Here is a 21,040-nt window from a genome sequence, read left to right as displayed (position 1 = left end):
GTCAATGGGCCTCCTCTTTGCCGTCCGACAGTTTGCCGGGGGTCTCCAACACGGTGGTCAGGTAACGTTCCGGCCCGAACAATTGCTTTGAGATCGCGGTGGCATATTGGGTGGCCGGTCCGGCCAGCAGCGTATGCGCCACCAGCAGGGCCAAGAGCCCGCCCACCGCGACATAGCTCAGCGCCGAGGGGCGCTCGGCCGGGGTCGCCCCCTCCTCTGGCGTGACGCTGCGCGCCTTCCAGAAGACCACGCTGCCCGCGCGGCCAAAGCCCACGAGGCTCAAAAGGCTCGCGCCCAAAATCACGGCCCAGATCCAGACCCAAGCATCGCTGGCGGCGGCGGCATCCATGATCAGCAGCTTGCCCAGAAAGCCCGAAAGCGGCGGCACGCCGACCATGGCAATGGCCGCGACAAAGAACAGGGCCGAGGTCAGCTTGGCCCCCGCCACCTGCGGCTGCGCCGTCAGATCGAGATTGTCGCGCCCGGCCCGCGCCAGATCGGCGATCAGGAACAGCGCGCCCGCGGCCAGTGTCGAATGCACAATATAATAGAGCGCCGCGGCAATCCCCTCGGGCGTGAACAGCGCGATCGAGATCATCACCATGCCCATGGAGCCGATAACGGAAAAGGCCACCATACGGTCCAACTGCTTGGCCGCCAGAACGCCGATCATGCCAAGCGCCAGCGACAGCAGCGCGGCAGGAAGCAGCCATGTGGTGTGCAGATCCGCCGTCACGGCCAGTTCGGGCGGGAAGATCAGCGTATAGACGCGGATGATCGCATAGGCGCCGACCTTGGTCATGATGGCGAAAAGTGCCGCCACCGGGCCGGGCGCTTCGGCATAGCTCGACGGGAGCCAGAAGTGCAGCGGCACGACGGCGGCTTTGACCGCAAAGACCATCAAGAGCAGCACCGCCGCGATGCGGATGCCCACGGTCGCGCCCGCGTCGATCAGGGCAACGCGCTGCGCCAGATCGGCCATGTTGAGCGTTCCCGTCTCAGCATAGATGGCGCCGAGCGCAAAGAGGAACAGCGTCGAGCCCAGCAGGTTATAGAGCACATATTGCACCCCCGCCCGCAGACGCGGCGTGCCACCGGCGTGGATCATCAACCCGTAGGAGGCGATCAGCAGCACTTCGAAAAAGACGAAGAGGTTGAAAAGGTCGCCCGTCAGGAAGGCGCCCATGATCCCCATCAGTTGGAACTGGAACAGCGCATGAAAATGCCGCCCGCGTTCGTCCCATTTGGAGCCGATGACATAGAGCAGCACAAACAGCGCCAGCACCGCCGTCAGCGTGACCATCAGCGTCGACAGGCGGTCGCCCACCAGCACGATGCCAAAGGGCGCGGCCCAATCGCTGAGACGGTAGAGCATGACATTGCCGCTCGCCGCCTCGACCGAGAGGCCAAGCCCCACGACGACCAGCGCAAGCGCGCCAAACAGCGACAGCACCCGCTGGATGGTGATGTGATAGCGTGCGGCCAGAATGATGAAAGGCGCGATAAACGCGGGCAGCACGATGGGCAGGATCAGCCAATGGGTCATGTGCGGTCCTCCGCCTTGGTATCGGTCAGCGGCTCGTCCACATGATCATCCTTATTGCCCAGATAGGCCCCGAGGGCGATCATCACCACCACGGCGGTCATGCCAAAGGAAATCACGATGGCGGTCAGCACCAGCGCTTGGGGCAGCGGATCGGTATAGCGCGCGGCATCACTCAGGATCGGCGGCGCGCCCACGGTCAAACGGCCCGAGGCAAAGAGAAAGACGTTCACCGCATAGGTCAGCAGCGACGTGCCCATGATGACCGGAAAGCTCCGCAAGCGCAGCACGAGGTAGAGGCCAGAGGCCGTCAGGATGCCGATGGCGGATGCGACGAGAAGTTCCATGTTATGCCTCCGCCTTGGTGTTGTCTTCGCGCGATGGGTCGATGTCCATCGGGTGATCGGCCTCGGGCACATGCGCCCGGCGCGCCAGCCGCGAGAAGCTTTCAAGCGACAGCATCACCGCCCCCACCACGGCAAGGAACACGCCCAGATCGAACAGCGCCGCCGTCGCCAGTTCGAACTTGTCGAAGGGCGGGATGCGCACATAGGTGAAGTCCGACGTGAGGAAGGGTTTGGCAAAGAGCCACGAGCCGATCCCCGTCAGCCCCGCGATCAAGACGCCGGTGCCGATGATCCCATGATAAGGATAGCGCAGCCGCGCCGAGGCCCAGGCAAAGCCGCTGGCCATATATTGCATCACCACAGCGATGGAGACGATGAGACCGGCGATGAAACCGCCGCCCGGCTCGTTATGGCCGCGCAGGAAGATGTAGAAACCTACCATCAGCACCACCGGCATGATCACGCGGGTCATCACCACCATCATCATCGGATGCCGGTCGCCCGCGCGCGGCTGGTCAGGTTTGCGGTTCAGCAAACGCGCCCGCACCGGGCCCGAGAGCAGCGTCTCGGTCAACGCGTAGATCAGCAGGGCCGCGATGCCCAGCACGATGATCTCCCCATAGGTGTCGAAGCCCCGGAAATCGACGAGGATCACGTTTACCACATTGGTGCCACCGCCACCCTTGTAGGAGTTGGCGAGGTGGAATTCGGAAATGCTCGGCGCCACGGTGTCGCGCAGCAGGTAGTGATAGGACAGCGCCATGGTCGCCGCCCCCGCCGCGAGGGAGACGACAACGTCCCGCGTCCGGCGCAGCACGCTGCTTTCGATCGGTGTGCGGTTGGGCAAGAAGTTCAGCGCCAAAAGCAGCAGGATGATCGTCACCACCTCGACCGTCAGCTGGGTCATCGCCAAGTCAGGCGCGCTGAAGAAGACGAAACCAGCCGAGACGATCAGCCCGACGATGCCGATCAGGATCAGCGACAACAGGCGGTTGCGGTGCAGGAAGACGAGGCCGCAGGCCGCCGCGACCAGCATCAGCCAGCCCGCGATCTGCACGGCATTCGTCGGTTGCAGCGCGCGGCTCGCCGCGCCCACCGTGCCGGTGGCCCAAGCGTAATAGCCCACGCCCACGACGGTCACCGCCATCACGGCAGCATAGCGCGAGAAAGCCCCATTGTGCAGCCGCAGCGATACCGCCTGCGACAGGCCGACAGAGGCCGCGATGATCCGGTCAAAGATGCGCTTGGCCTCGGGCCGGGGTGAGGCATCCCAGATGCGCAGCAAGGGGGTGAAGAGCGCCAGCAGGATCAGCCCGCCCATGACCGCGATGATCGACATATAAAGCGCCGGACCCAGCCCGTGCCAGATCTTGAAATGCGCAGAAGACATCTCGGCCGCCTCGCCAAGGACAGAGGCGGTCACCAGCTTGACGAAAGGCTCGGCCAGAAACGGCGCGAGGCCGATCACCACCACGGGAATGATCAACAGCGCTGGCGGCAACCAGAGGCCGGGCTTGGGATCATGCGGATGATCGGGATAGTCGTCGCGCTCTTTGCCAAGGAAGGTGTGGCCGATCAGCCGGAAACTATAGGCCGCCGAGAAGAGCGCGCCAAAGGTCGCAAGCGCAGGCACCAGCCACGGCAGATCGAAAAGCGTGGTATGCAGCGTCTCTTCCAGCATCATCTCTTTCGACAGGAAGCCATTGAACAGCGGGATCCCCGCCATCGAAAGCGACGCCAGCGTAGCGATCACAAAGGTCACCGGCATCAGATGCCGCAACCCGCCCAAACGGCGGATGTCGCGCGTATGTACCGCGTGATCCACGATCCCCGCCGACATGAAGAGCGCGGCCTTGAAGGTCGCGTGGTTCAGGATGTGAAACACCGCCGCCAGCGCGCCAAAGGCCGTGCCGGTGCCCAGAAGCATGGTGATCAGGCCAAGGTGGCTGACGGTCGAGAAGGCCAAGAGCGCCTTCAGGTCATGTTTGAACAGCGCGATCACCGCGCCCAGCACCATGGTGATCAGCCCCGCCGTGGTGACGATGACGAACCACTCCGGCGTGCCCGAGAGCACAGGCCACATCCGCGCCATCAGGAAGATCCCCGCCTTCACCATCGTGGCGGAGTGCAGATAGGCCGAGACCGGCGTGGGCGCGGCCATGGCGTGGGGCAGCCAGAAGTGGAAGGGGAACTGCGCCGATTTGGTGAAACAGCCCAGCAGGATCAGGATCAGCGCAGGCAGATAGAGCGGTGAGGCTTGGATCGCCTCGCGGTTTTCCAAAATCACGCTCAGGTCATAGCTGCCGACGATCTGCCCCAGCAGCAGCATGCCACCGATCATCGCAAGCCCGCCCATGCCGGTCACGGTCAGCGCCATCCGCGCGCCTTGGCGGCCTTCGGGCAAATGCTTCCAATAGCCGATCAGCAGGAAGGACGACAGCGAGGTCAGCTCCCAGAAAATCAGCAGGATCAACACGTTATCGCTTAGAACGATGCCGACCATCGCGCCTTGGAAGAGCAATAGATAGGTGAAAAACTCACCCATATGATCGTCGCGCGACAGGTAAGACCGCGCATAGGCGATGATGAGCAGACCGATGCCAAGGATCAGACAGGCAAAGAAAAAGCCAAGACTGTCGAGCATCAAGGTGAGGTTCAGACCAAGCTGCGGGATCCAGTCAACCCGCGCGGTCAGCACCTCTCCGGCCAGCACGGCGGGCAGATGGGTGAGCAGGCCGACAAAGGCCACGAGGGTAACCATGAAGGTGACCCCGGCGCAGGCTTGGCGCCCTGCGGAATTCATCAGCCCGGGTAGCAAAGCACCAAGGAAAGGCAAGGCAACGATAAGGAAGAGGGACACGCGAACTCCTGATCTAGCGGACTGAAAGGTCACCACGTTCTGTAGAAATTTTCCCGGCACCTCAAGCGAAACCGGGCATTAAACGCCAGATTGTCGCAGGTTACGCCCCCACCCTGCCCCGTGCGAGGGGGATGCCCGTGCCTTTGCCCGTCCGACAGTACCCCTCGGGCCGTGTCACTCCGGTTGGAAGAGGTCCCGGTAGTTTTCGCGCAGCACATTCTTTTGCACCTTGCCCATCGTGTTGCGCGGCAGTTCCGGCAGCACGATCAACTTCTGGGGCTGTTTGAACTTGGCCAGCGATCCGGCCACGCCCTCAGCGATCTGCGCCACGTCCAGCTCCACGCCCCGGCGTGCCACCAGCACCGCCACGACGCTTTCGCCGAAATCGGGGTGCGGCACGCCGATCACCGCGCTTTCCAACACGCCTGGTTGGTCGTCGAGCAGCAGTTCGACCTCTTTGGGGTAGATGTTATAGCCGCCTGAAATGATCAGATCCTTGTCGCGGCCCACGATGGTGACATAGCCATCCGCATCGCGCCGCCCCAGATCGCCGGTGATGAAAAACCCGTCTTCGCGCAATTCGGCGGCAGTCTTCTCGGGCATTTGCCAATAGCCCTTGAAGACGTTGGGCCCCCGCACTTCGATGCTGCCGATCTCGCCATCCGGCAGGGTCGCGCCGGTTTCGGGGTCGGTGATCTTCAACTCCACATCCGGCAGCGGCAGGCCCACGGTGCCCGCACGGCGCTCGCCCTCATAGGGGTTACTGGTGTTCATATTGGTCTCGGTCATGCCGTAACGCTCAAGAATACGGTGGCCAGTCCGGGCCTCGAAATCCACATGGGTTTCCGCCAACAGCGGGGCCGAGCCCGAGATGAACAGCCGCATATTTGCCGCCGTCTCGCTGGTAAAACGCGCGTCGTCCAGCAGCCGGGTGTAGAAGGTGGGCACCCCCATCATCGCGGTGGCATGGGGCATCCGGTCGATCAATCGGTCGATGTCGAGCTTGGGCATGAAGATTATCGCACCCCCCGCCACCAGCGTCACATTCGTCGCCACGAAAAGCCCGTGGGTGTGGAAGATCGGCAGCGCATGGAGCAGCACGTCCGCATTGGTGAAGCGCCACAGATCGGCCAGCGTCTGCGCGTTGGACAAAAGGTTCGCCTGCGTCAGCATCGCCCCCTTTGAGCGCCCCGTCGTGCCGGAGGTATAGAGGAAGGCGGCCAGATCATCGGCCCCACGCGCGACGGTCTCGAACTGATCGGGGGCCGAGGCTGCACGATCCGCAAAACTACCATCATTTTCGCTGCCCAGCGTCTCAAGCTGGCAACCCGTATCCTTGGCAAGCGGCGCCATCTCATTGCGCCGCGCAGGCTGGCAGACGAAAGCCACCGCCCCGCTGTCGGTCACGAAATAGCGCACCTCCTCCGCCGTATAGGCCGGGTTCAGCGGCAGAAAGATCACCCCCGCCTGCACGCAAGCGGCATAAAGCGCCAGCGCATCCGCGGATTTGTCGATCTGCACCGCCAGCCGGTCGCCCGGCTTCACCCCCAACCCGGTCAGCACATTGGCAAAGCGGCCCGCCCGGCTCAGAAAGCCCGCATGGGTCAGCGTCACCCCGCCCTCAAGGTGCAAAAAGGCGGTCGTCTTGCCAGCGTGACGGCCAAACAGAGTGTCATAAAGGGGGTTTGCCATCACGGTGCTCCTCACGTGTTGTTCTTGGGAAAGCCGATTGCCTCCTCGCGGAATTACAATCGTATTACGCAGGGTAATGCAAGCGGGTGGAGGGCTGCGGTGAGGGGAAATGTTGAACCGAGGCAATAGCTTGTAGGGCGATGCTGACACGCCCTTGCAGGGCGATGCAGCGATGCGCCCTTGCAGGCGGATGCATAAAAGCGCCCTGGCAGGCGGATGCTCAAATGCGCCCTTGCAGGCGGATGCTCAAATGCGCCCTTGCAGGCGGATGCTCAAATGCGCCCTTGCAGGTGGATGCTTAAATGCGCCCTTGCAGGTGGATGCTTAAATGCGCCCTTGCAGGTGGATGCTTAAATGCGCCCTTGCAGGGCGACGCTCCAACGCGCCGCCCTGCGGATCAACGGCCCATCAAGCCCGGTAACCAAGTGCCAATGCCCGGCAGCCAGACGACCAGCGCCAGCACGAAGAGCTTGATTAACAAAAAGGGCATCACCGAGGCATAGATTTGCGGCATCCGGATCTCCTCGGGGGCCACGCCCCGCATGACGAAGAGGAGCAGCCCGAAGGGCGGTGTCAGCAAGCCGATTTCCATGGTCAGCAGGTAAACCACGCCGAGGGTCAGCTCATTGATCTCCATCGCGCCCGCTAGGGGTACGAAAACCGGGACCGTCACCATCAACATCGACACTTGATCAATGAAACACCCCAGAAAAAGCAGGATCGCAATCATCCCCAAAAGCACCATCAAGGGCGTCGGATCGACCGCGTTGATCGCATTGATCAACCCGTTGGTCGCGCCGGAAAAGCTCAGCACCTGAGCAAAGGTCTGGCTGGCCGCAATGATGAACAGGATCATCACCGACAGTTTCAGCGTCTCCATCAGAGCAAGACCCATCTTCTCCCAACTCAAGGCCCGATAGGCTGCCCCGATGATCACCGCCGTGATACTGCCCAGCGCAGCGCTCTCCGTAGGCGTGGCGATCCCTGCCAGCAGGGAGCCGATCACCACCGCGAAAAGAACCGTCAGCGGCAAGACGTAGATTGCGAAGGGCGTCCACCGGTCGCGCAGCGGCATATCCTCGTAAACATCGGGCGGCGCGACCTTTGGGTCCAATATACTGCGCCCCACCACATAGGCCACGAAAAGCACCGCCAGCAGCAGGGCCGGAAGCACCCCCGCGATCAGCAGCCCCGCGATGGAAATACCGGCAAGCGAACCCACCAGCACCGCCAGCGCCGAGGGCGGGATCAGCATCGCAATCGCGCCCGAAGCCATGATCGGCCCCATGGCCATCGAGGGGTGGTAGCCGCGTTTCAGCATCCCCGGCAGCAGCGTGCCGCCCAGCATCGCGGTATTGGCGATGGTCGAGCCTGAGAGTGCCGCAAAGATCGTGCCGCCAAAGATCGTCACCACTGACATGCGGCCCGGGATGCGCGTCACCACCCGCTCAATGGCGTCGATGGCGCGGTGCGCCACCCCGGTCTGGAAGAGGATCTCCCCCATCAGGATGAACAGGGGTATCGGGGCAAGCTGGAAATTCGCCACCGACTGCGCCGAGTTGCGCGCCAGTTGCAGAATGCCGCGCTCGCCCCCCAGCACGAAGTATGCGCCCACGGTGGTCACGGCGATAAAGGCAAAGGCGACTGGCAAGCCGATCAGCAAAAGCACGGCGAGGCTGCCCAGCATGAACGTCAGGATCAAAGCCCAATCCATCTCAAAGACCACTCAGACTACGCTCGGCCGTTTCCGGATAGAAAAGGCGGCGAATGAAAATAACCGTGCAAAGCGCCAATGACAGCGGCACAAAGGCCAGCATCCACCATTCCGGGATGACGAATGACGTGCGGATCATCGACCCGCGCGCGGCGGAGGCCAGCACCGCTTGTAACCCGTACCACCCCAGCACCCCCGCCGTAACAGCGCCGATAGCGCTGGTGAGACGGGTGAGCTGATGGGCCGTGCGTGGCGCAAGATTGCTGGTGATCAGATCGACCTTCACATGCCCCCCAATCGACAACACCCATGGCGCGCCTAGGAAAGTGGCGATCATCAGCGCATATTGGATCGCATCCAACGCGCCATAGACCACCGGCAGGCCAAGATTGCGCAGCACAACATTGAGAGCGATGAACACCGCGATCACCCCGAGGATACCAGCCGAAAAGACGGCCAGCCCCCGGAGTGTCCGGTCAAACATTCTAGAGATCATTGGAGGATCACTTGGTCATGCAGGCGCGCATCTGCTGCGCAAGATCGGCATCGACCTCTTCCACCGCGGCCCAACCGGCATCGCGGGCGGCAGCGATCCAAGTCTCGGCATCGGCCTCGCCAAAGGTGATCGTCTCGATACCCGCCTCGGCCTGCGCCGCATATTCCGAGGCGTTCCGATCCGCGTTGTCGTTGTTCAGCTCTTCCATCCAAGCGGCACCTTCCGCCAACTTGGCGCGCTGCGCCTCCGTCAGCCCGTTCCAAGTATCAAGGTTCACGAGAACGTTAACATCGACGTTGTAAAAGCTCGGGTCGACACGGTACTTCGTCTGCTCGTCCCAACCAAGGTCCAGCACCCCCTGCGAGGGCCAGCCGTAGCCGTCAATCGCACCACGCTCCAGCGCGCTGTAGACCTCGCCCGGCGCGGTCCGCACGAGGGTGGCACCAAGCTGCGTAAACATCGCTTGGTAAACCGGCGTGGTGCGGATGGTCAGACCGCTCAGATCCGGCCCCTCGACCGGTTTGGTGAGATAAAGGTGATAGCCGATTCCGTCGCCCGCATGGGCGAGGTATTTCACATTCATCTGCTCTTGATGGATACGGTCGACCAGTTCATAGCAGCCGTTGGCGCGCTGGTCCTGAATGGTGTTCTCGGCCAAATGCAGTGCGTCGCCGGTGGGCAGCAGGTTGGGGTAATAGGCCGTGGTGTTGTTGGCGATGTCGACGACGCCGGACTGCACCGCATTGCCCAGTTCAAATGGCGGCACGGCCTCAGGACCGCCGACCAGATTGATCTGCACGACCCCCTTGCCGTTCTCGTTGATCCACTCGACAAAGGACTCGAACTCGCGGCTGAAAGCGGTGCCGAGGGTGAAGGCCGAAACGGCCCGCAGGGTCACTTCTTCGGCCTGAGCGATGCTGCCGGAGGCAAATGTGCTGACGGCAAAGACCGCCGCGCTAAGCGTGGTTGTTGTTTTCATGGTCGTCTCCCAGTTGTGATCAAAAGCCCGCGATCTTTGCCCCGGTGCTCTCGCATGCAAATGCATAATATGTATCTGCATGTAATTGGTAGCGACTAGATTTCGCTACGTCAATTTAATCTCGGCGCCACGGGCCCACCCCACCCCCTCAGCAGCCCCACGCGCAAATTGTCGCGGCATTAAGATAGATTAATGACGCCGCCCCGTTGAGAACATATATAGAACGCATGACCAAACAGACCCTCGATCAGAAACTGGCGATTCTCAGCGACGCGGCGAAATACGACGCCTCCTGCGCCTCCTCGGGCTCCACCAAGCGCGACTCGCGCGATGGCAAGGGTCTGGGCTCCAACGAAGGCAGCGGCATCTGCCACGCCTATGCCCCGGACGGGCGGTGCATCAGCCTGCTCAAGATCCTGATGACGAATTTCTGCATCTACGATTGCAGCTATTGCATCAACCGCGTCTCCTCGAACGTGGAGCGCGCGCGCTTCAGCGTGGACGAGGTGGTAAAACTCACCATCGAGTTCTACCGCCGCAATTATATCGAGGGGCTGTTCCTGTCCTCGGGCGTGATCCGCTCACCCGATGCCACGATGTCCGACATGGTGCAGATCGCCCGCAAGCTGCGCCACGAGGAGAACTTCCGCGGCTACATCCACCTCAAGGCGATCCCCGACGCCTCGCCCGAGTTGATCGAGGAAGCGGGTCGTCTGGCGGACCGTCTGTCGATCAACGTGGAGCTGCCCACCGACACGGCGGTGCAGCAATATGCGCCCGAGAAAAAGCCCGAGCAGATCCGCCGCGCCATGGCGAACGTGCGCATGACTAAGGAGGCGAGCAAGGAGAAGTCCTTCTCCGGCAAACGCCCGCCGCGCTTTGCGCCCGCGGGCCAGTCGACGCAGATGATCATCGGCGCGGATGGGTCGAACGACGCCACCGTGCTGGGGCAATCGACGCGGCTCTATTCCAGCTACAAGCTGAAGCGGGTCTATTACTCCGCCTTCTCGCCCATCCCCGACAGTTCGTCGAAACTGCCGCTGATCCGCCCGCCTCTGCAACGTGAGCACCGGCTTTATCAGGCCGACTGGCTGCTGCGGTTCTACGACTTCCAACTGGACGAGATCACCTCCGTCACCCGCGACGGCAACCTCGATCTGGAGATCGACCCCAAGCTTGCCTGGGCGTTGGTGCACCGCGAGCACTTCCCGCTCGACGTCAACCGCGCCAGCCGCGAGATGCTGCTGCGGGTGCCGGGGTTCGGAGTGAAGACGGTAAACCGCATCCTCGCTGCGCGTCGCCATCGCGCGTTGCGCTACGAAGACCTGACCCGCATGGGCGCCTCGATGAAAAAGGCCCGCGCCTTCGTCACCGCGGGGGGCTGGACCCCCGGCGGCCTCACCGACAGCGCCAACCTGCGCGCGCGTTTCGCGCCGCCGCCTGAGCAATTGACCCTGTTCTGATGCACCGCGTCTCCCTGCCCCCCATCGGCACCGCCAAGGCATGGCGCGAGGCGGCGCGTGGCTTTCTGGCCGCGGGCGTGCCGCCCGAGCAGATCCTCTGGGGCGATCATGCCGCCGCGCCTGACCTTTTCGGCGCGGAGGCCGCACCGGCCGCCTCGGGCCGCACCGCAGTGCCGCGCAGCTTCGTGTCGATGGCCGAGACGGCGGTCTGGCACAGCGACCCGGAACGTTTCGCGCGGCTTTATGCCTTCCTCTGGCGCCTGAAGGACGCGCCGCATCTGATGTCAGACCGCGGCGATGCCGACCTCGCCGTCTTGCGGGGGATGGAGAAGAACGTCCGCCGCTGCCAGCACAAGATGAAAGCCTTCGTCCGCTTCCGCGAGATCGGTGATCCGAACGCCCCGCGCCGCAGCTTCGCCGCATGGTTCGAGCCCACGCATCACACGGTGGAGCCTACGGCGGATTTCTTCGTGCGGCGGTTTTCCGACATGGACTGGCGCATTCTCACGCCCGATGTCTCGGCTATCTTCGAGGGCGGCAAGCTCAGCTTTCAGGAAGGCCACACCAAGCCCGACCTGCCCGAGGACGCGGGCGAGCAGTTGTGGATCACCTACTTCCAGAACATCTTCAATCCCGCCCGCCTGATGGTGAAGGCGATGCAATCGGAGATGCCCAAGAAATACTGGAAGAACATGCCTGAGGCCGCTTTCATCCCCCAGATGATCGCCGAGGCCCCGGCCCGCGCCCGCGCCATGGCCGAAGCCGCCCCGACCCTGCCGCCGGCGCGGATGGACCGGGTGCAGGCGCAGCTTTCGGCCTTTGATTCCGCTTGGGACGGCCCGGCCGAAGAGCTTCCGTCCGCGATCCGCGCCTGCACCCGCTGCCCGCTGCATTGCCACGCCACGCAGGCCGTGCCGGGCGAAGGGCCACGAGATGCCGATCTGATGGTTGTGGGCGAACAGCCCGGCGATCAAGAAGACCTCGCGGGCCGCCCCTTCGTCGGACCGGCGGGGCAGATGTTCGACCGCATTGCCGGGGAAGCGGGCCTCGACCGAGACGCCGCCTTCGTCACCAATGCGGTTAAACACTTCAAATTCACCGCCCGCGGCAAACGCCGCATCCATCAGCGCCCCGAGACGCCGGAGATCGACCAGTGCCGCTGGTGGATGAACGCCGAGGTGGCGCAGGTGCAGCCGAAACTCATCCTCGCCATGGGCGCCACCGCGGCGCAGAGCCTGACCGGCAAGGGCGCGGGCATCTTGAAACGCCGCGGCACGATAGAGGCGGGGCCGGAGGGCATTCCGGTGTTGATCACCCTGCACCCCTCCTACCTCTTGCGCGTCCCCGACCCCGCGGCGCGCGAGGAGGCCGAGGCGCAGTTCCGCTCCGACCTCGCGATGGCGGCGCGGATGATGGCCGAGGCGGCTTAATCCTCGGGGTCAATGACCTGAAGGGCGCCGTCGGGCAGCGGACGTTGCAGCCTTGGCAGGTCGGCGGTCTCGGCGCTGAGCCACGTCAGCACCTCATCGGGCGTGGTCAGGATCACCGGCATCGCCTTGGGGTGCACGGCACCGACCTCGGCATTGGGCTCGGTCGTCAGGAAGCCATAGAGGTTGTCGGTAGTCTCCCCGTCCTTCAGTTTTCGCACGGAGGTCCACTGCGTCCAGACCCCGGCGAAGAAGGCCAGCGGGCGGTCCTCGCCAAGCGCGAACCAGACCGGGCGCGAGCGTTCGCCGGGGCGGTTCAGCGGCTCGGAAAAGGCGGTGAAGGGCACGACGCAGCGATGCTCCCGCACCAGCCAGCGCCGCCAATGCGGTGAGGCGATGTTGCGGATGTTGGTGACGCCGCGGTCAGTCTTCTTGCCCTTGAGCGCAAAGGCCGGGGACGGCATCCCCCACCGCATCATCTCAAGCACCGGGCCGGTGTCGCCGTGGCGCACTACCGGGGCGGGGTAATCGGGGTAGATGCCAGGCATGGGCGGCAGATTGCCTGCATTGTCCTCGATCCCGTCGAACCAGCCGCGGATCGCGTCCTGCCCTTTGGTGAGGGAGTAGAGATTGCACATTTTCGCCTCCTGTCGCCGCCCTTGAGCCCAGTAGATGCGGTTTTTCCGCGCCCCGGCAAGGGCTTCGCGGCGCCGCTCAAATCTTTGACAGCAGCGCAGTTCATCGTTTATGAATAGAACAAAATATGAACATATGGAGTCGTGCATGACAACCGATTCTACATATGGGCAGGTCCTTACCCTGCCACGGCGACGGCCGTCGACACCGCCCGAACCGGGGGTTCTGGCCACCCATGCGCCGCTGACGGATGTCTTTCCGCAGGCCTTCGCCAGTGCTTCGGCCAGTGGCTTCGTCCTGTCGCTCTTGCCGCGCGGCAAGGGGCCGGTGCTTTGGGTGCAGGACTTCCTGTCGCGGCGCGAGAACGGCGCGCCCTATACGCCGAGCCTTGCAGCCTTCGGGCTGGAGCAGCCGGTGCTTCTGGTCACCGCCAGCCACCCGCGCGACGTGCTTTGGACGATGGAGGAAGGCGCGGCCTGCGCGGGGCTTTCAGCCGTGGTGGGGGAGGTGCATGGCGGGCCGGAGGTGCTGGATTTCACCGCCACCAAACGGCTGTCGCTGCGGGCCGAGGCTTCGGGCGTGCCGCTCTACCTCATCCGCAGCGGCGACCCCGGGGGCCTGAGCGCGGCGCGGATGCGCTGGCGCATCGCCTCCCTGCCCGCACAGGCGCATCCCGACGATCCGCAGGCCCCGGGCGCGGCCCGCTGGGATCTGGAGCTGTTTCGCGCGCGCGGCCATGCGCCGGGGCGTTGGGTGGCCGATCATGAGCCCGACAAACGCCACAGCCCCCGCGCCGCGGATCGTCTCCGTCTGGTTCCCCGATCTGACGATGGAGCGCTGGCGCCGGGTGATCAGCCAATACCGCAGCGTTCCGGGGGATGAGGTGCCGGTGGTCCTGTCGTGCGACGGGACGCACGGGCCGGTGGTCCATGGGCTGAGCGCCGCCGCCCGCGCCCGCGGCATCGAGACGGGCGCGCGGGTGGTCGACGTGCAGGCGATCCATCCCGATCTGCATGTCGAGCCTGCCGATCTGGAGGGCGACGCCGCGCTGGTCAAACGGCTGGTGCATTGGGCGCGGCGCTGGTGCCCCTGGACGGCGCGGGACGTCGATCACGGTCTGCTGCTCGATGTGACTGGCTGCACGCATCTGTTTGGCGGCGAGGCGGCGATGCTGCGCGACATCCGCAGCCGCTTCGCGCTGCAGGGGCTGACCGCGCGCTGCGCCATGGCCCCCACCCCCGGGGCCGCGCAGGCGCTGGCGCGTTTCGGCTCCGGCGCGCAGATCTGCGGGGCCGAGGACGTGGGCGCCGCCCTCGCCCCCCTGCCCGTCGCCGCCCTGCGGCTGGATACGCAGACCACGCGGCTGCTGGACCGGCTCGGCCTCAAGACCATCGGCGCGCTGAGCGATCTGCCCCGCGCCGCACTGATGCGCCGCTTCGCCAGCCTGAAGCCCGAGCGCAACCCGCTGATCCTGCTCGACAAAGCGCTCGGCAAGGCCGCCGACCCGCTGAACGCCCCGCCCGACCACCGTCACTTCATGGCCCGCAGCCGCCTGGCTGAGCCGGTGCTCGACCCCGCCCCGCATCTGCCCGCGCTGGTCGAGGACCTCTGCGCGCAACTGGCCCGGGCGGAACTGGGTGCGCGGCGGCTGCGGCTGACGGTCTACCGCATCGACGGCGACTGGCGCGGCCTCGACACAGCCACCGCCCGCGCCAGCCGGGACGCCGCCCATCTGCGCCGCCTTTTCGACGGCAAGCTCGAGAACATCGACAGCGGCTTTGGCTTCGACCTCATGACGCTGGAGGCGCTGGCGAGCGAGCCGCTGCCGCTGATGCAGGACCACCTCGACGGCAAGCGCGACCCTTCGGCGGACGTGGCCGGGCTCTTGGACCGTCTGGTCGCCAAGCTCGGCCCCGAAAAGGTGAGCTGGCCGCAGTGGCGCGAGACCCACAAGCCCGAGGCGGTGGAAGAACGCGCCCCGGCCCTCCAGACCAACCCCACCGCCGCGCCATTGCTGCTGCGCGAGCGCCCGCTGCGCCTGCTCACTCCGCCCGAGGAGGTGCGCGTGATCTACGCCGTGCCCGAAGGCCCGCCCTCGCAGTTCAACTGGCGCCGCGTCACCTACAAGACCACCCGCCACGCCGGGCCCGAGCGCATCGCGCCGGAATGGTGGCGCGACCGCCCCGGCACCCGTCTGCGCGATTATTACAAGGTGGAGGTGGCGGGCGGCCAGCGCTTCTGGCTCTACCGCGAAGGCGTGATCCACGACGGCCGCGGGGCCGAGCCGCGCTGGTTCCTGCACGGGATGTTCGCCTGATGCCGCAGCAAGAGGGACATAAGCGCCGCACCTTGGGCGAGGACGGGCTCAGCGCCCCACCGCGAGCGGACTACGTCGAGTTCGGGCTGGCCAGTTGTTTTTCCTTCCTGCGCGCCGCCTCGGACGCCGTCGATCTGGTCGAGACGGCGCATCACCACGGCTACGACAGCCTCGGCATCGCGGATCACAACACGCTGGCGGGCGTGGTGCGGCTGCATGTGGAGGCGGAAAAGGCCCATATCCGCCCCCTGATCGGCGCGCGTCTGGTGCTGCTCTGCGGGACCGAGATCCTCGCCTACCCGCAGGACCGCGCCGCCTATGCGCGGCTCTCGACGCTGCTCTCGGCGGGCAAGATGCAATCGGTCGACGGCGAATGGCAGCAAAAGGGCGAGACCCATCTGACGTTAGAAATGCTGCAAGGCCATGCCGAAGGGCTGCACCTCATCGTCATGCCGCCCGAGAACCTCGACCTCTTCGCCGCGGGCCTGCCGCGGCTGCTGAAGGCGCTGCCGGGGATGCGCCATATCGGCGCGAGTTTCCTCTACCGGGGCGATGATCGCGCGCGGATCAACCGGCTGGATGCGCTGGCCCGCGCCCATGGGCTGAGGCTGCTTGCCACCAACGACGTGCTCTACCACGCCCGCCACCGGCGGCCCTTGCAGGACGTGATGGTGGCGATCCGCGAAGGCGTGATCGTGCCCAAGGCAGGCTATCTGCTGGCCGCCAATGCCGAGCGACACCTGAAATCCCCCGCGGCGATGATCCGCCTCTTCGCCGACTGGCCCCATGCCATCGCCGAGACCCGCAAGCTGGCGGATAAGATCACCTTCCGCCTCACCGATCTGGCCTATGAATACCCGCATGAGATCGTCCCCGAGGGCCGCAGCCCGATGGAGGAACTGGCCCGCCTGACATGGGAGGGCGCGGCCCGGCGCTACCCCGAAGGCGTGCCCGAAGCGGTGAAAAAGACCATCGAGAAGGAATTCGCCCTGATCTCCTCCAAGAAGATCGCGCGTTATTTCCTGACCATCTACGACATCGTCCGCTTCGCCCGCGAGGAGGCCGAGCCGCCGATCCTCTGCCAGGGGCGCGGCTCGGCGGCCAATTCCGCCGTCTGTTTTTGTCTCGGCATCACCTCGGTCGACCCGGCGGTGCATGACCTGCTCTTCGAGCGGTTCCTCAGCGAGGAACGCGACGAGCCGCCCGACATCGACGTCGATTTCGAGCATGAGCGGCGCGAGGAAGTCATCCAGTACATGTACGGCAAATACGGCCGCCACCGCGCCGGGCTCTGCGCCACGGTGATCCACTACCGCCCGCGCTCGGCCATTCGCGAGGTCGGCAAGGCGATGGGGATTTCCGAAGACGTGACCTCGAAACTCGCCGGCACCGTCTGGGGCAGTTTCGAGGGTGAGATGGACGACGCCCGCGCCCGCGAGGCCGGACTGGACCTCTCGGACCCCTACCTGCGCATGGTGCTGAAGCTCGCCTCCCAGATGATCGGCATGCCACGGCACCTGAGCCAGCACGTCGGCGGCTTCATCCTGACCGAACGCCCCCTGACCGAGATCGTGCCCATCGGCAACGGCGCCATGCCCGAGCGCAGTTTCATCGAGTGGGACAAGGACGACATCGACGCCTTGCAGATCTTCAAGGTCGATATCCTCGCGCTCGGCATGCTCACCTGCATCGCCAAATGCTTCGACCTGATCGAGGCGCATTACGACCGCCCGCTGGAACTGGCCACGGTGCCGGTGGAAGATCACGAGGACGACGCCACCGGGCGGCCCACCTACGACATGCTCTGCCGGGGCGACAGCCTTGGCGTGTTTCAGGTCGAAAGCCGGGCGCAGATGGCGATGCTGCCGAAACTGCGGCCCCGCGTCTTCTACGATCTGGTGATCGAGGTCGCCATCGTCCGCCCCGGCCCGATCCAAGGCGACATGGTCCACCCCTACCTGCGCCGCCGTCAGGGGCTCGAGAGCGTCGTCTACCCCGCCCCCGGCCCGGCCTATCCGCAGGACGAGTTGTTCAGCATCCTCAGCCGGACTTTGGGCGTGCCGATCTTTCAGGAACAGGCGATGAAGATCTCCATCGACGCGGCGCGCTTCTCGCCCGCCGAGGCCAATGAGCTGCGCAAGGCCATGGCCACCTTCCGCTCGCGCGGGACGATTGAGAAGCTGCAGGACAAGATGGTGGGCCGCATGACCAAACGCGGCTACGATCCGGTCTTCGCGCAGCGCTGTTTCGACCAGATCAAGGGCTTTGGCGAATACGGTTTCCCCGAAAGCCATGCGGCGAGTTTCGCCAAGCTGGTCTATGTCTCGTCATGGATGAAATGCCACTACCCGGCGGCCTTTGCCTGCGCGCTCTTGAACTCCCAGCCGATGGGGTTTTACGCGCCGGCGCAGATCGTGCGCGATGCGCGTGAACATCAGGTCGAGGTGCGCGATGTGGATGTGAACCTCTCGGACTGGAACTGCACGCTGGAGCCTCGTGGGGACGGTTTCGCCCTGCGGCTGGGGCTGCGCATGGTCGACGGGCTGCAGGAAAAGGCCGGCGCGCGGATCATGGACCGGCGCGACGCGCCTTACGCCGATGTCGAAGATCTCAAGTCCCGCGCGGTCTCGATGCCAAGGCGATCCGCCAGCTCGCCGCCGCCGATACGATGCGCAGCATGGGGATCGATCGGCGCCAAGCGCTCTGGCAGGCCCAAGGGCTGCGCGACGCGCCCGCCTTGCCGATCTTCGACCATGCCGAGGCTTCGGCCCGCGGCCCGGAACCGGAGGTGCATCTGCCGGTGATGCCAAAGGCGGAACAGGTCGTGGCCGACTATCAGACGATGCGCCTGTCGCTGAAGGCGCATCCGATGTCCTTCTACCGCGGGAGCCTTGCGGCGCAGGGGTTCGCCTCGGCGCGAGACCTTTCGCGCATGGGCCACGGGCGGCGGGTGAAGCTGGCGGGGCTGGTGCTGGTGCGCCAGAAACCCGGCAGCGCCAAGGGGGTGTGCTTCATCACGCTGGAGGATGAGTTTGGCGTCGCCAACCTCGTGATCTGGCCAAACATGTTCAAGCTCTACCGCCCCACGATCATGTCGTCGCGGCTTCTGGTCGTGGAGGGGCGCGTGCAGACCGACGGGCGGGTGATCCATGTGGTGGCCGAGCGGCTCGAAAACCGCTCCGACCGGCTGGCGGCGCTGTCGGACGCGCCGATGCCCGGCATCACGACGCCGGGCGATCACCCGACCCATCCGCTGCCCGGTCAGGTGGCCATGCACGGCCACCCGCGTGATGCCAAGGTGATCCCCAAATCGCGGGATTTTCATTAACGATTCCTCATGCAATGCATGAGGTGCGCACCGCAACTAACTGATATAAAACGAAACGCAATAATTAACCGATCCCCTGTTGACCCTATGAACGCCCCTCGCTAGCCTGCCGGAAATCCGTTGGGGTGCCGCAGGGCTGAGAGGTGAAAACCGACCCATCGAACCTGATCCGGGTCGTACCGGCGTAGGGAACGGAAGCAAGCATCAGCCCCATCCGGGCGGTCGTTTACCCCGTATCTCCATGCCCTTGGCCCATCTAACGAATGGGGGCCGAATGGCGTTTCAAGCACTGACAATCGCGGGCTCCGACAGCGGCGGCGGGGCGGGGATTCAAGCCGATCTCAAGACCTTTAGCGCGCTCGGCGTCTATGGGGCCAGCGTGCTCACCGCCGTCACCGCGCAGAACACCCGCGCCGTCACCGCGGTCGCCATGATCGCGCCTGCGATGATCCGCGCGCAGATGGCGGCGGTCTTTGACGATCTGGCCATCGGCGCGGTCAAGATTGGCATGTTGGGCGACCCGGCCACGATCTCCGCCGTGGCCGAGGGGCTGGCCGACTGCCCCGCACCCGTTGTGCTCGACCCGGTGATGGTGGCGAAATCCGGCGATGCGCTGCTCTCTGCCGAAGCGGTCAAAACCCTGCGCGACCGGATGCTGCCCCGCGCCCATGTGCTGACGCCGAACCTGCCCGAGGCCGCACGGCTGCTGGACACAGAAGAAGCCACCGACGAGGCCACCATGCTCGCGCAGGGCCGCGCGCTGCTGTCGCTCGGCCCCCGCGCGGTGCTGATGAAGGGCGGCCATGGCAAGGGCGAAACCTGCGTCGACCTGCTGATTTCCGAGGCCGAGACCCTGCGCCTTTCCGCGCCCCGCCAGCAGACGGCGAACACCCATGGCACCGGCTGCACGCTCTCTGCCGCCATTGCCGCCGGTCTGGCGCGGGGCCAGCCTCTGCCGGGGGCGGTGGAGGCCGCCCATAGCTATCTGCAACGCGCCATTGCCGCGGCGGACGCCCTCAACATCGGCCATGGCCACGGGCCGGTGCATCATTTCCACGGCGTTTGGCCCCATGAATGATGTCACCATCATCGGCGCGGGCGTGGCAGGGCTCTGGGCCGCGCGGGCCTGTCTGGCGCAGGGGCTGCGGCCCCGGCTCGTTGACCGCAAAGGCCCGCCCGGGCCGCACGGCTGTTCGTGGTGGGCGGGCGGCATGCTCGCCCCCTTTTGCGAAGGCGCGCTGAGCGAGCCTGCGGTGGTGACCCACGGGCGGCGTGCTGCGACGCTATGGGGGGAGGTCACGGAGGTCACCCATAGGGGCACGCTGGTCCTCGCCCCCGAGCGGGACCGCGCGGAATTGCAGCGTTTTGCCGCCCGCACCGAGGGCCACAGCGACTGCGACGCCGAAGCCATCGCGACCTGCGAGCCGGACCTCGCCGGGCGCCATCGCCGCGGGTTGTTCTTTGCCGAGGAGGCGCATCTGAACCCGCGCCAAGCGCTGCATGATCTATCCCAAACCCTTATCGCCCAAGGGGTAAAGGTCGAGACCACGGCCCTCACCCCTTCGGAGGTCACAGGCCCGGTGATCGACTGCCGCGGCATGGTGGCCTGCGACGCTCTGCCCGGTCTGCGTGCCGTGCGCGGGGAGATGATCCTGCTGCGCGCGCCCGAGATCACCCTCACCCGCCCGATCCGCCTGCTACACCCGCGCCACCCGCTCTACGTCGTACCGCGCGGGCAAGGCATCTACATGCTGGGCGCGACCCAGATCGAAAGCGCCAGCCGCAGCGGCATGACCGCCCGCTCGGCGCTGGAACTGCTCTCAGCCGCCTATGCGCTCGACCCGCGCTTTGCCGAGGGCGAGATCATCGAGATGGGCGCCGACCTGCGCCCGGCCTTCGCCGACAATCTGCCCGGCATCGTGCAGCGCGGGGCGGTGCTGCATCTGAACGGATTGTTCCGGCACGGCTTTCTCATGGCGCCCGCCTTGGCCGAACAGGCTGCGGGCTTTCTGGCAACAGCGATAACGGGGGATTTATTCCGTGAAGATTGAAGTGAACGGCGAGACGCGAGAGGTCACCGCCGCGCAGCTTGACGCGGCATTGGCAGAACTGGGCTGGGGCGAAGCGAAAGTCGCCACCGCCCTCAACGGCAGTTTCGTTCCCGCAGGCGCGCGGGGCGAGACCATGCTGAGCGACGGCGACCGGCTCGAAGTGCTCAGCGCCATGCAGGGGGGCTGA

The 21,040-nt window shown here is 65.2% G+C and carries 15 protein-coding genes, 1 pseudogene and 1 riboswitch; of the genes and pseudogenes, 8 read left to right on the top strand and 8 right to left on the bottom strand.

Translation table 11 applies throughout. The features are described 5' to 3' along the window. Window position 1: 1 nt before the first annotated feature. From FCK22_RS08885 to dctP, 7 genes are all read right to left on the bottom strand, one after another. Entirely contained in the window at window positions 2–1,546 is a 1,545-nt protein-coding gene (locus tag FCK22_RS08885) for a monovalent cation/H+ antiporter subunit D (protein ID WP_067260933.1), read from the bottom strand. Beyond that, window positions 1,543–1,890: a Na+/H+ antiporter subunit C gene (locus FCK22_RS08880; RefSeq protein WP_067260931.1), complete on the bottom strand. Its 348-nt coding sequence runs from the start codon at window positions 1,888–1,890 to the stop codon at window positions 1,543–1,545. Before FCK22_RS08880 ends, FCK22_RS08885 begins: the two co-directional genes overlap by 4 nt. 1 nt (window position 1,891) lies before the next feature. Further along, complete coding sequence (locus FCK22_RS08875; protein ID WP_067260930.1) at window positions 1,892–4,750, bottom strand: monovalent cation/H+ antiporter subunit A; 2,859 nt, start codon at window positions 4,748–4,750, stop codon at window positions 1,892–1,894. A gap of 174 nt (window positions 4,751–4,924) precedes the next feature. Further along, window positions 4,925–6,442 carry a malonyl-CoA synthase gene (locus tag FCK22_RS08870; RefSeq protein WP_067260928.1) on the bottom strand — a complete coding sequence of 506 codons (1,518 nt, stop codon included), beginning with the start codon at window positions 6,440–6,442 and terminating at the stop codon, window positions 4,925–4,927. 397 nt (window positions 6,443–6,839) lie between these two features. Then, complete coding sequence (locus FCK22_RS08865; RefSeq protein ID WP_331710974.1) at window positions 6,840–8,144, bottom strand: TRAP transporter large permease; 1,305 nt, start codon at window positions 8,142–8,144, stop codon at window positions 6,840–6,842. Between the two features lie 13 nt (window positions 8,145–8,157). Then, entirely contained in the window at window positions 8,158–8,640 is a 483-nt protein-coding gene (locus tag FCK22_RS08860) for a TRAP transporter small permease (protein WP_231886257.1), read from the bottom strand. Window positions 8,641–8,659: 19 nt separating this feature from the next. Continuing rightward, window positions 8,660–9,631: a TRAP transporter substrate-binding protein DctP gene (dctP, locus tag FCK22_RS08855; protein WP_136720376.1), complete on the bottom strand. Its 972-nt coding sequence runs from the start codon at window positions 9,629–9,631 to the stop codon at window positions 8,660–8,662. 227 nt (window positions 9,632–9,858) lie between these two features. On the opposite strand from dctP, the gene FCK22_RS08850 reads away from it, so the two are divergent. Then, window positions 9,859–11,094: a putative DNA modification/repair radical SAM protein gene (locus FCK22_RS08850; RefSeq protein WP_067260920.1), complete on the top strand. Its 1,236-nt coding sequence runs from the start codon at window positions 9,859–9,861 to the stop codon at window positions 11,092–11,094. Next, window positions 11,094–12,524, top strand: coding sequence for a UdgX family uracil-DNA binding protein (locus FCK22_RS08845; RefSeq protein WP_067260919.1), 1,431 nt, complete (start codon window positions 11,094–11,096; stop codon window positions 12,522–12,524). Before FCK22_RS08850 ends, FCK22_RS08845 begins: the two co-directional genes overlap by 1 nt. On the opposite strand, the gene FCK22_RS08840 is transcribed toward FCK22_RS08845, so the two are convergent. Continuing rightward, on the bottom strand, window positions 12,521–13,159 hold the full coding sequence (locus tag FCK22_RS08840) for an SOS response-associated peptidase family protein (protein ID WP_067260918.1): 639 nt from the start codon (window positions 13,157–13,159) through the stop codon (window positions 12,521–12,523). The genes FCK22_RS08845 and FCK22_RS08840 overlap by 4 nt on opposite strands. Before the next feature lie 145 nt (window positions 13,160–13,304). Between FCK22_RS08840 and FCK22_RS08835 the strand changes: the two genes are divergently transcribed. The 6 genes and pseudogenes from FCK22_RS08835 (at window position 13,305) to thiS (ending at window position 21,040) form a co-directional block, all read left to right on the top strand. Next, entirely contained in the window at window positions 13,305–14,039 is a 735-nt protein-coding gene (locus tag FCK22_RS08835) for a hypothetical protein (RefSeq protein ID WP_231886256.1), read from the top strand. Continuing rightward, window positions 13,987–15,474 carry a DNA polymerase Y family protein gene (locus FCK22_RS08830; RefSeq protein WP_082851918.1) on the top strand — a complete coding sequence of 496 codons (1,488 nt, stop codon included), beginning with the start codon at window positions 13,987–13,989 and terminating at the stop codon, window positions 15,472–15,474. Before FCK22_RS08835 ends, FCK22_RS08830 begins: the two co-directional genes overlap by 53 nt. Further along, a pseudogene (locus tag FCK22_RS08825) lies at window positions 15,474–18,802 on the top strand (error-prone DNA polymerase). The gene FCK22_RS08830 and the pseudogene FCK22_RS08825 overlap by 1 nt, the downstream one beginning before the upstream one ends. 111 nt (window positions 18,803–18,913) lie before the next feature. Next, a riboswitch (TPP riboswitch) is annotated at window positions 18,914–19,010 on the top strand. A 66-nt stretch (window positions 19,011–19,076) separates the two neighbouring features. After that, complete coding sequence (gene thiD / locus FCK22_RS08820; protein WP_067260913.1) at window positions 19,077–19,880, top strand: bifunctional hydroxymethylpyrimidine kinase/phosphomethylpyrimidine kinase; 804 nt, start codon at window positions 19,077–19,079, stop codon at window positions 19,878–19,880. Next, the gene (locus FCK22_RS08815; protein WP_067260911.1) at window positions 19,873–20,853 is read left to right on the top strand and encodes an FAD-dependent oxidoreductase; all 981 of its coding nucleotides are present in this window, start codon (window positions 19,873–19,875) and stop codon (window positions 20,851–20,853) included. Before thiD ends, FCK22_RS08815 begins: the two co-directional genes overlap by 8 nt. Next, complete coding sequence (gene thiS, locus FCK22_RS08810) at window positions 20,843–21,040, top strand: sulfur carrier protein ThiS (RefSeq protein WP_067260908.1); 198 nt, start codon at window positions 20,843–20,845, stop codon at window positions 21,038–21,040. The genes FCK22_RS08815 and thiS overlap by 11 nt, the downstream gene beginning before the upstream one ends.

Source organism: Sulfitobacter sp. 15WGC (assembly GCF_005068605.1).
Taxonomy (GTDB): Bacteria; Pseudomonadota; Alphaproteobacteria; order Rhodobacterales; family Rhodobacteraceae; genus Sulfitobacter; species Sulfitobacter faviae.
The sequence above is the reverse complement of the archived record's forward strand: the minus strand, read 5'-3'. Positions and strand labels throughout refer to the sequence as shown.

Bases quoted from the DNA above. Each gene is read 5' to 3' on its own strand.
- FCK22_RS08885 (WP_067260933.1), bottom strand. From the start codon at position 1,546: ATGACCCATTGGCTGATCCTGCCCATCGTGCTGCCCGCGTTTATCGCG.
- FCK22_RS08880 (WP_067260931.1), bottom strand. From the start codon at position 1,890: ATGGAACTTCTCGTCGCATCCGCCATCGGCATCCTGACGGCCTCTGGC.
- FCK22_RS08870 (WP_067260928.1), bottom strand. From the start codon at position 6,442: ATGGCAAACCCCCTTTATGACACTCTGTTTGGCCGTCACGCTGGCAAG.
- FCK22_RS08860 (WP_231886257.1), bottom strand. From the start codon at position 8,640: ATGTTTGACCGGACACTCCGGGGGCTGGCCGTCTTTTCGGCTGGTATC.
- dctP (WP_136720376.1), bottom strand. From the start codon at position 9,631: ATGAAAACAACAACCACGCTTAGCGCGGCGGTCTTTGCCGTCAGCACA.
- FCK22_RS08850 (WP_067260920.1), top strand. From the start codon at position 9,859: ATGACCAAACAGACCCTCGATCAGAAACTGGCGATTCTCAGCGACGCG.
- FCK22_RS08845 (WP_067260919.1), top strand. From the start codon at position 11,094: ATGCACCGCGTCTCCCTGCCCCCCATCGGCACCGCCAAGGCATGGCGC.
- FCK22_RS08840 (WP_067260918.1), bottom strand. From the start codon at position 13,159: ATGTGCAATCTCTACTCCCTCACCAAAGGGCAGGACGCGATCCGCGGC.
- FCK22_RS08835 (WP_231886256.1), top strand. From the start codon at position 13,305: ATGACAACCGATTCTACATATGGGCAGGTCCTTACCCTGCCACGGCGA.
- FCK22_RS08830 (WP_082851918.1), top strand. From the start codon at position 13,987: ATGGAGCGCTGGCGCCGGGTGATCAGCCAATACCGCAGCGTTCCGGGG.
- thiD (WP_067260913.1), top strand. From the start codon at position 19,077: ATGGCGTTTCAAGCACTGACAATCGCGGGCTCCGACAGCGGCGGCGGG.
- FCK22_RS08815 (WP_067260911.1), top strand. From the start codon at position 19,873: ATGAATGATGTCACCATCATCGGCGCGGGCGTGGCAGGGCTCTGGGCC.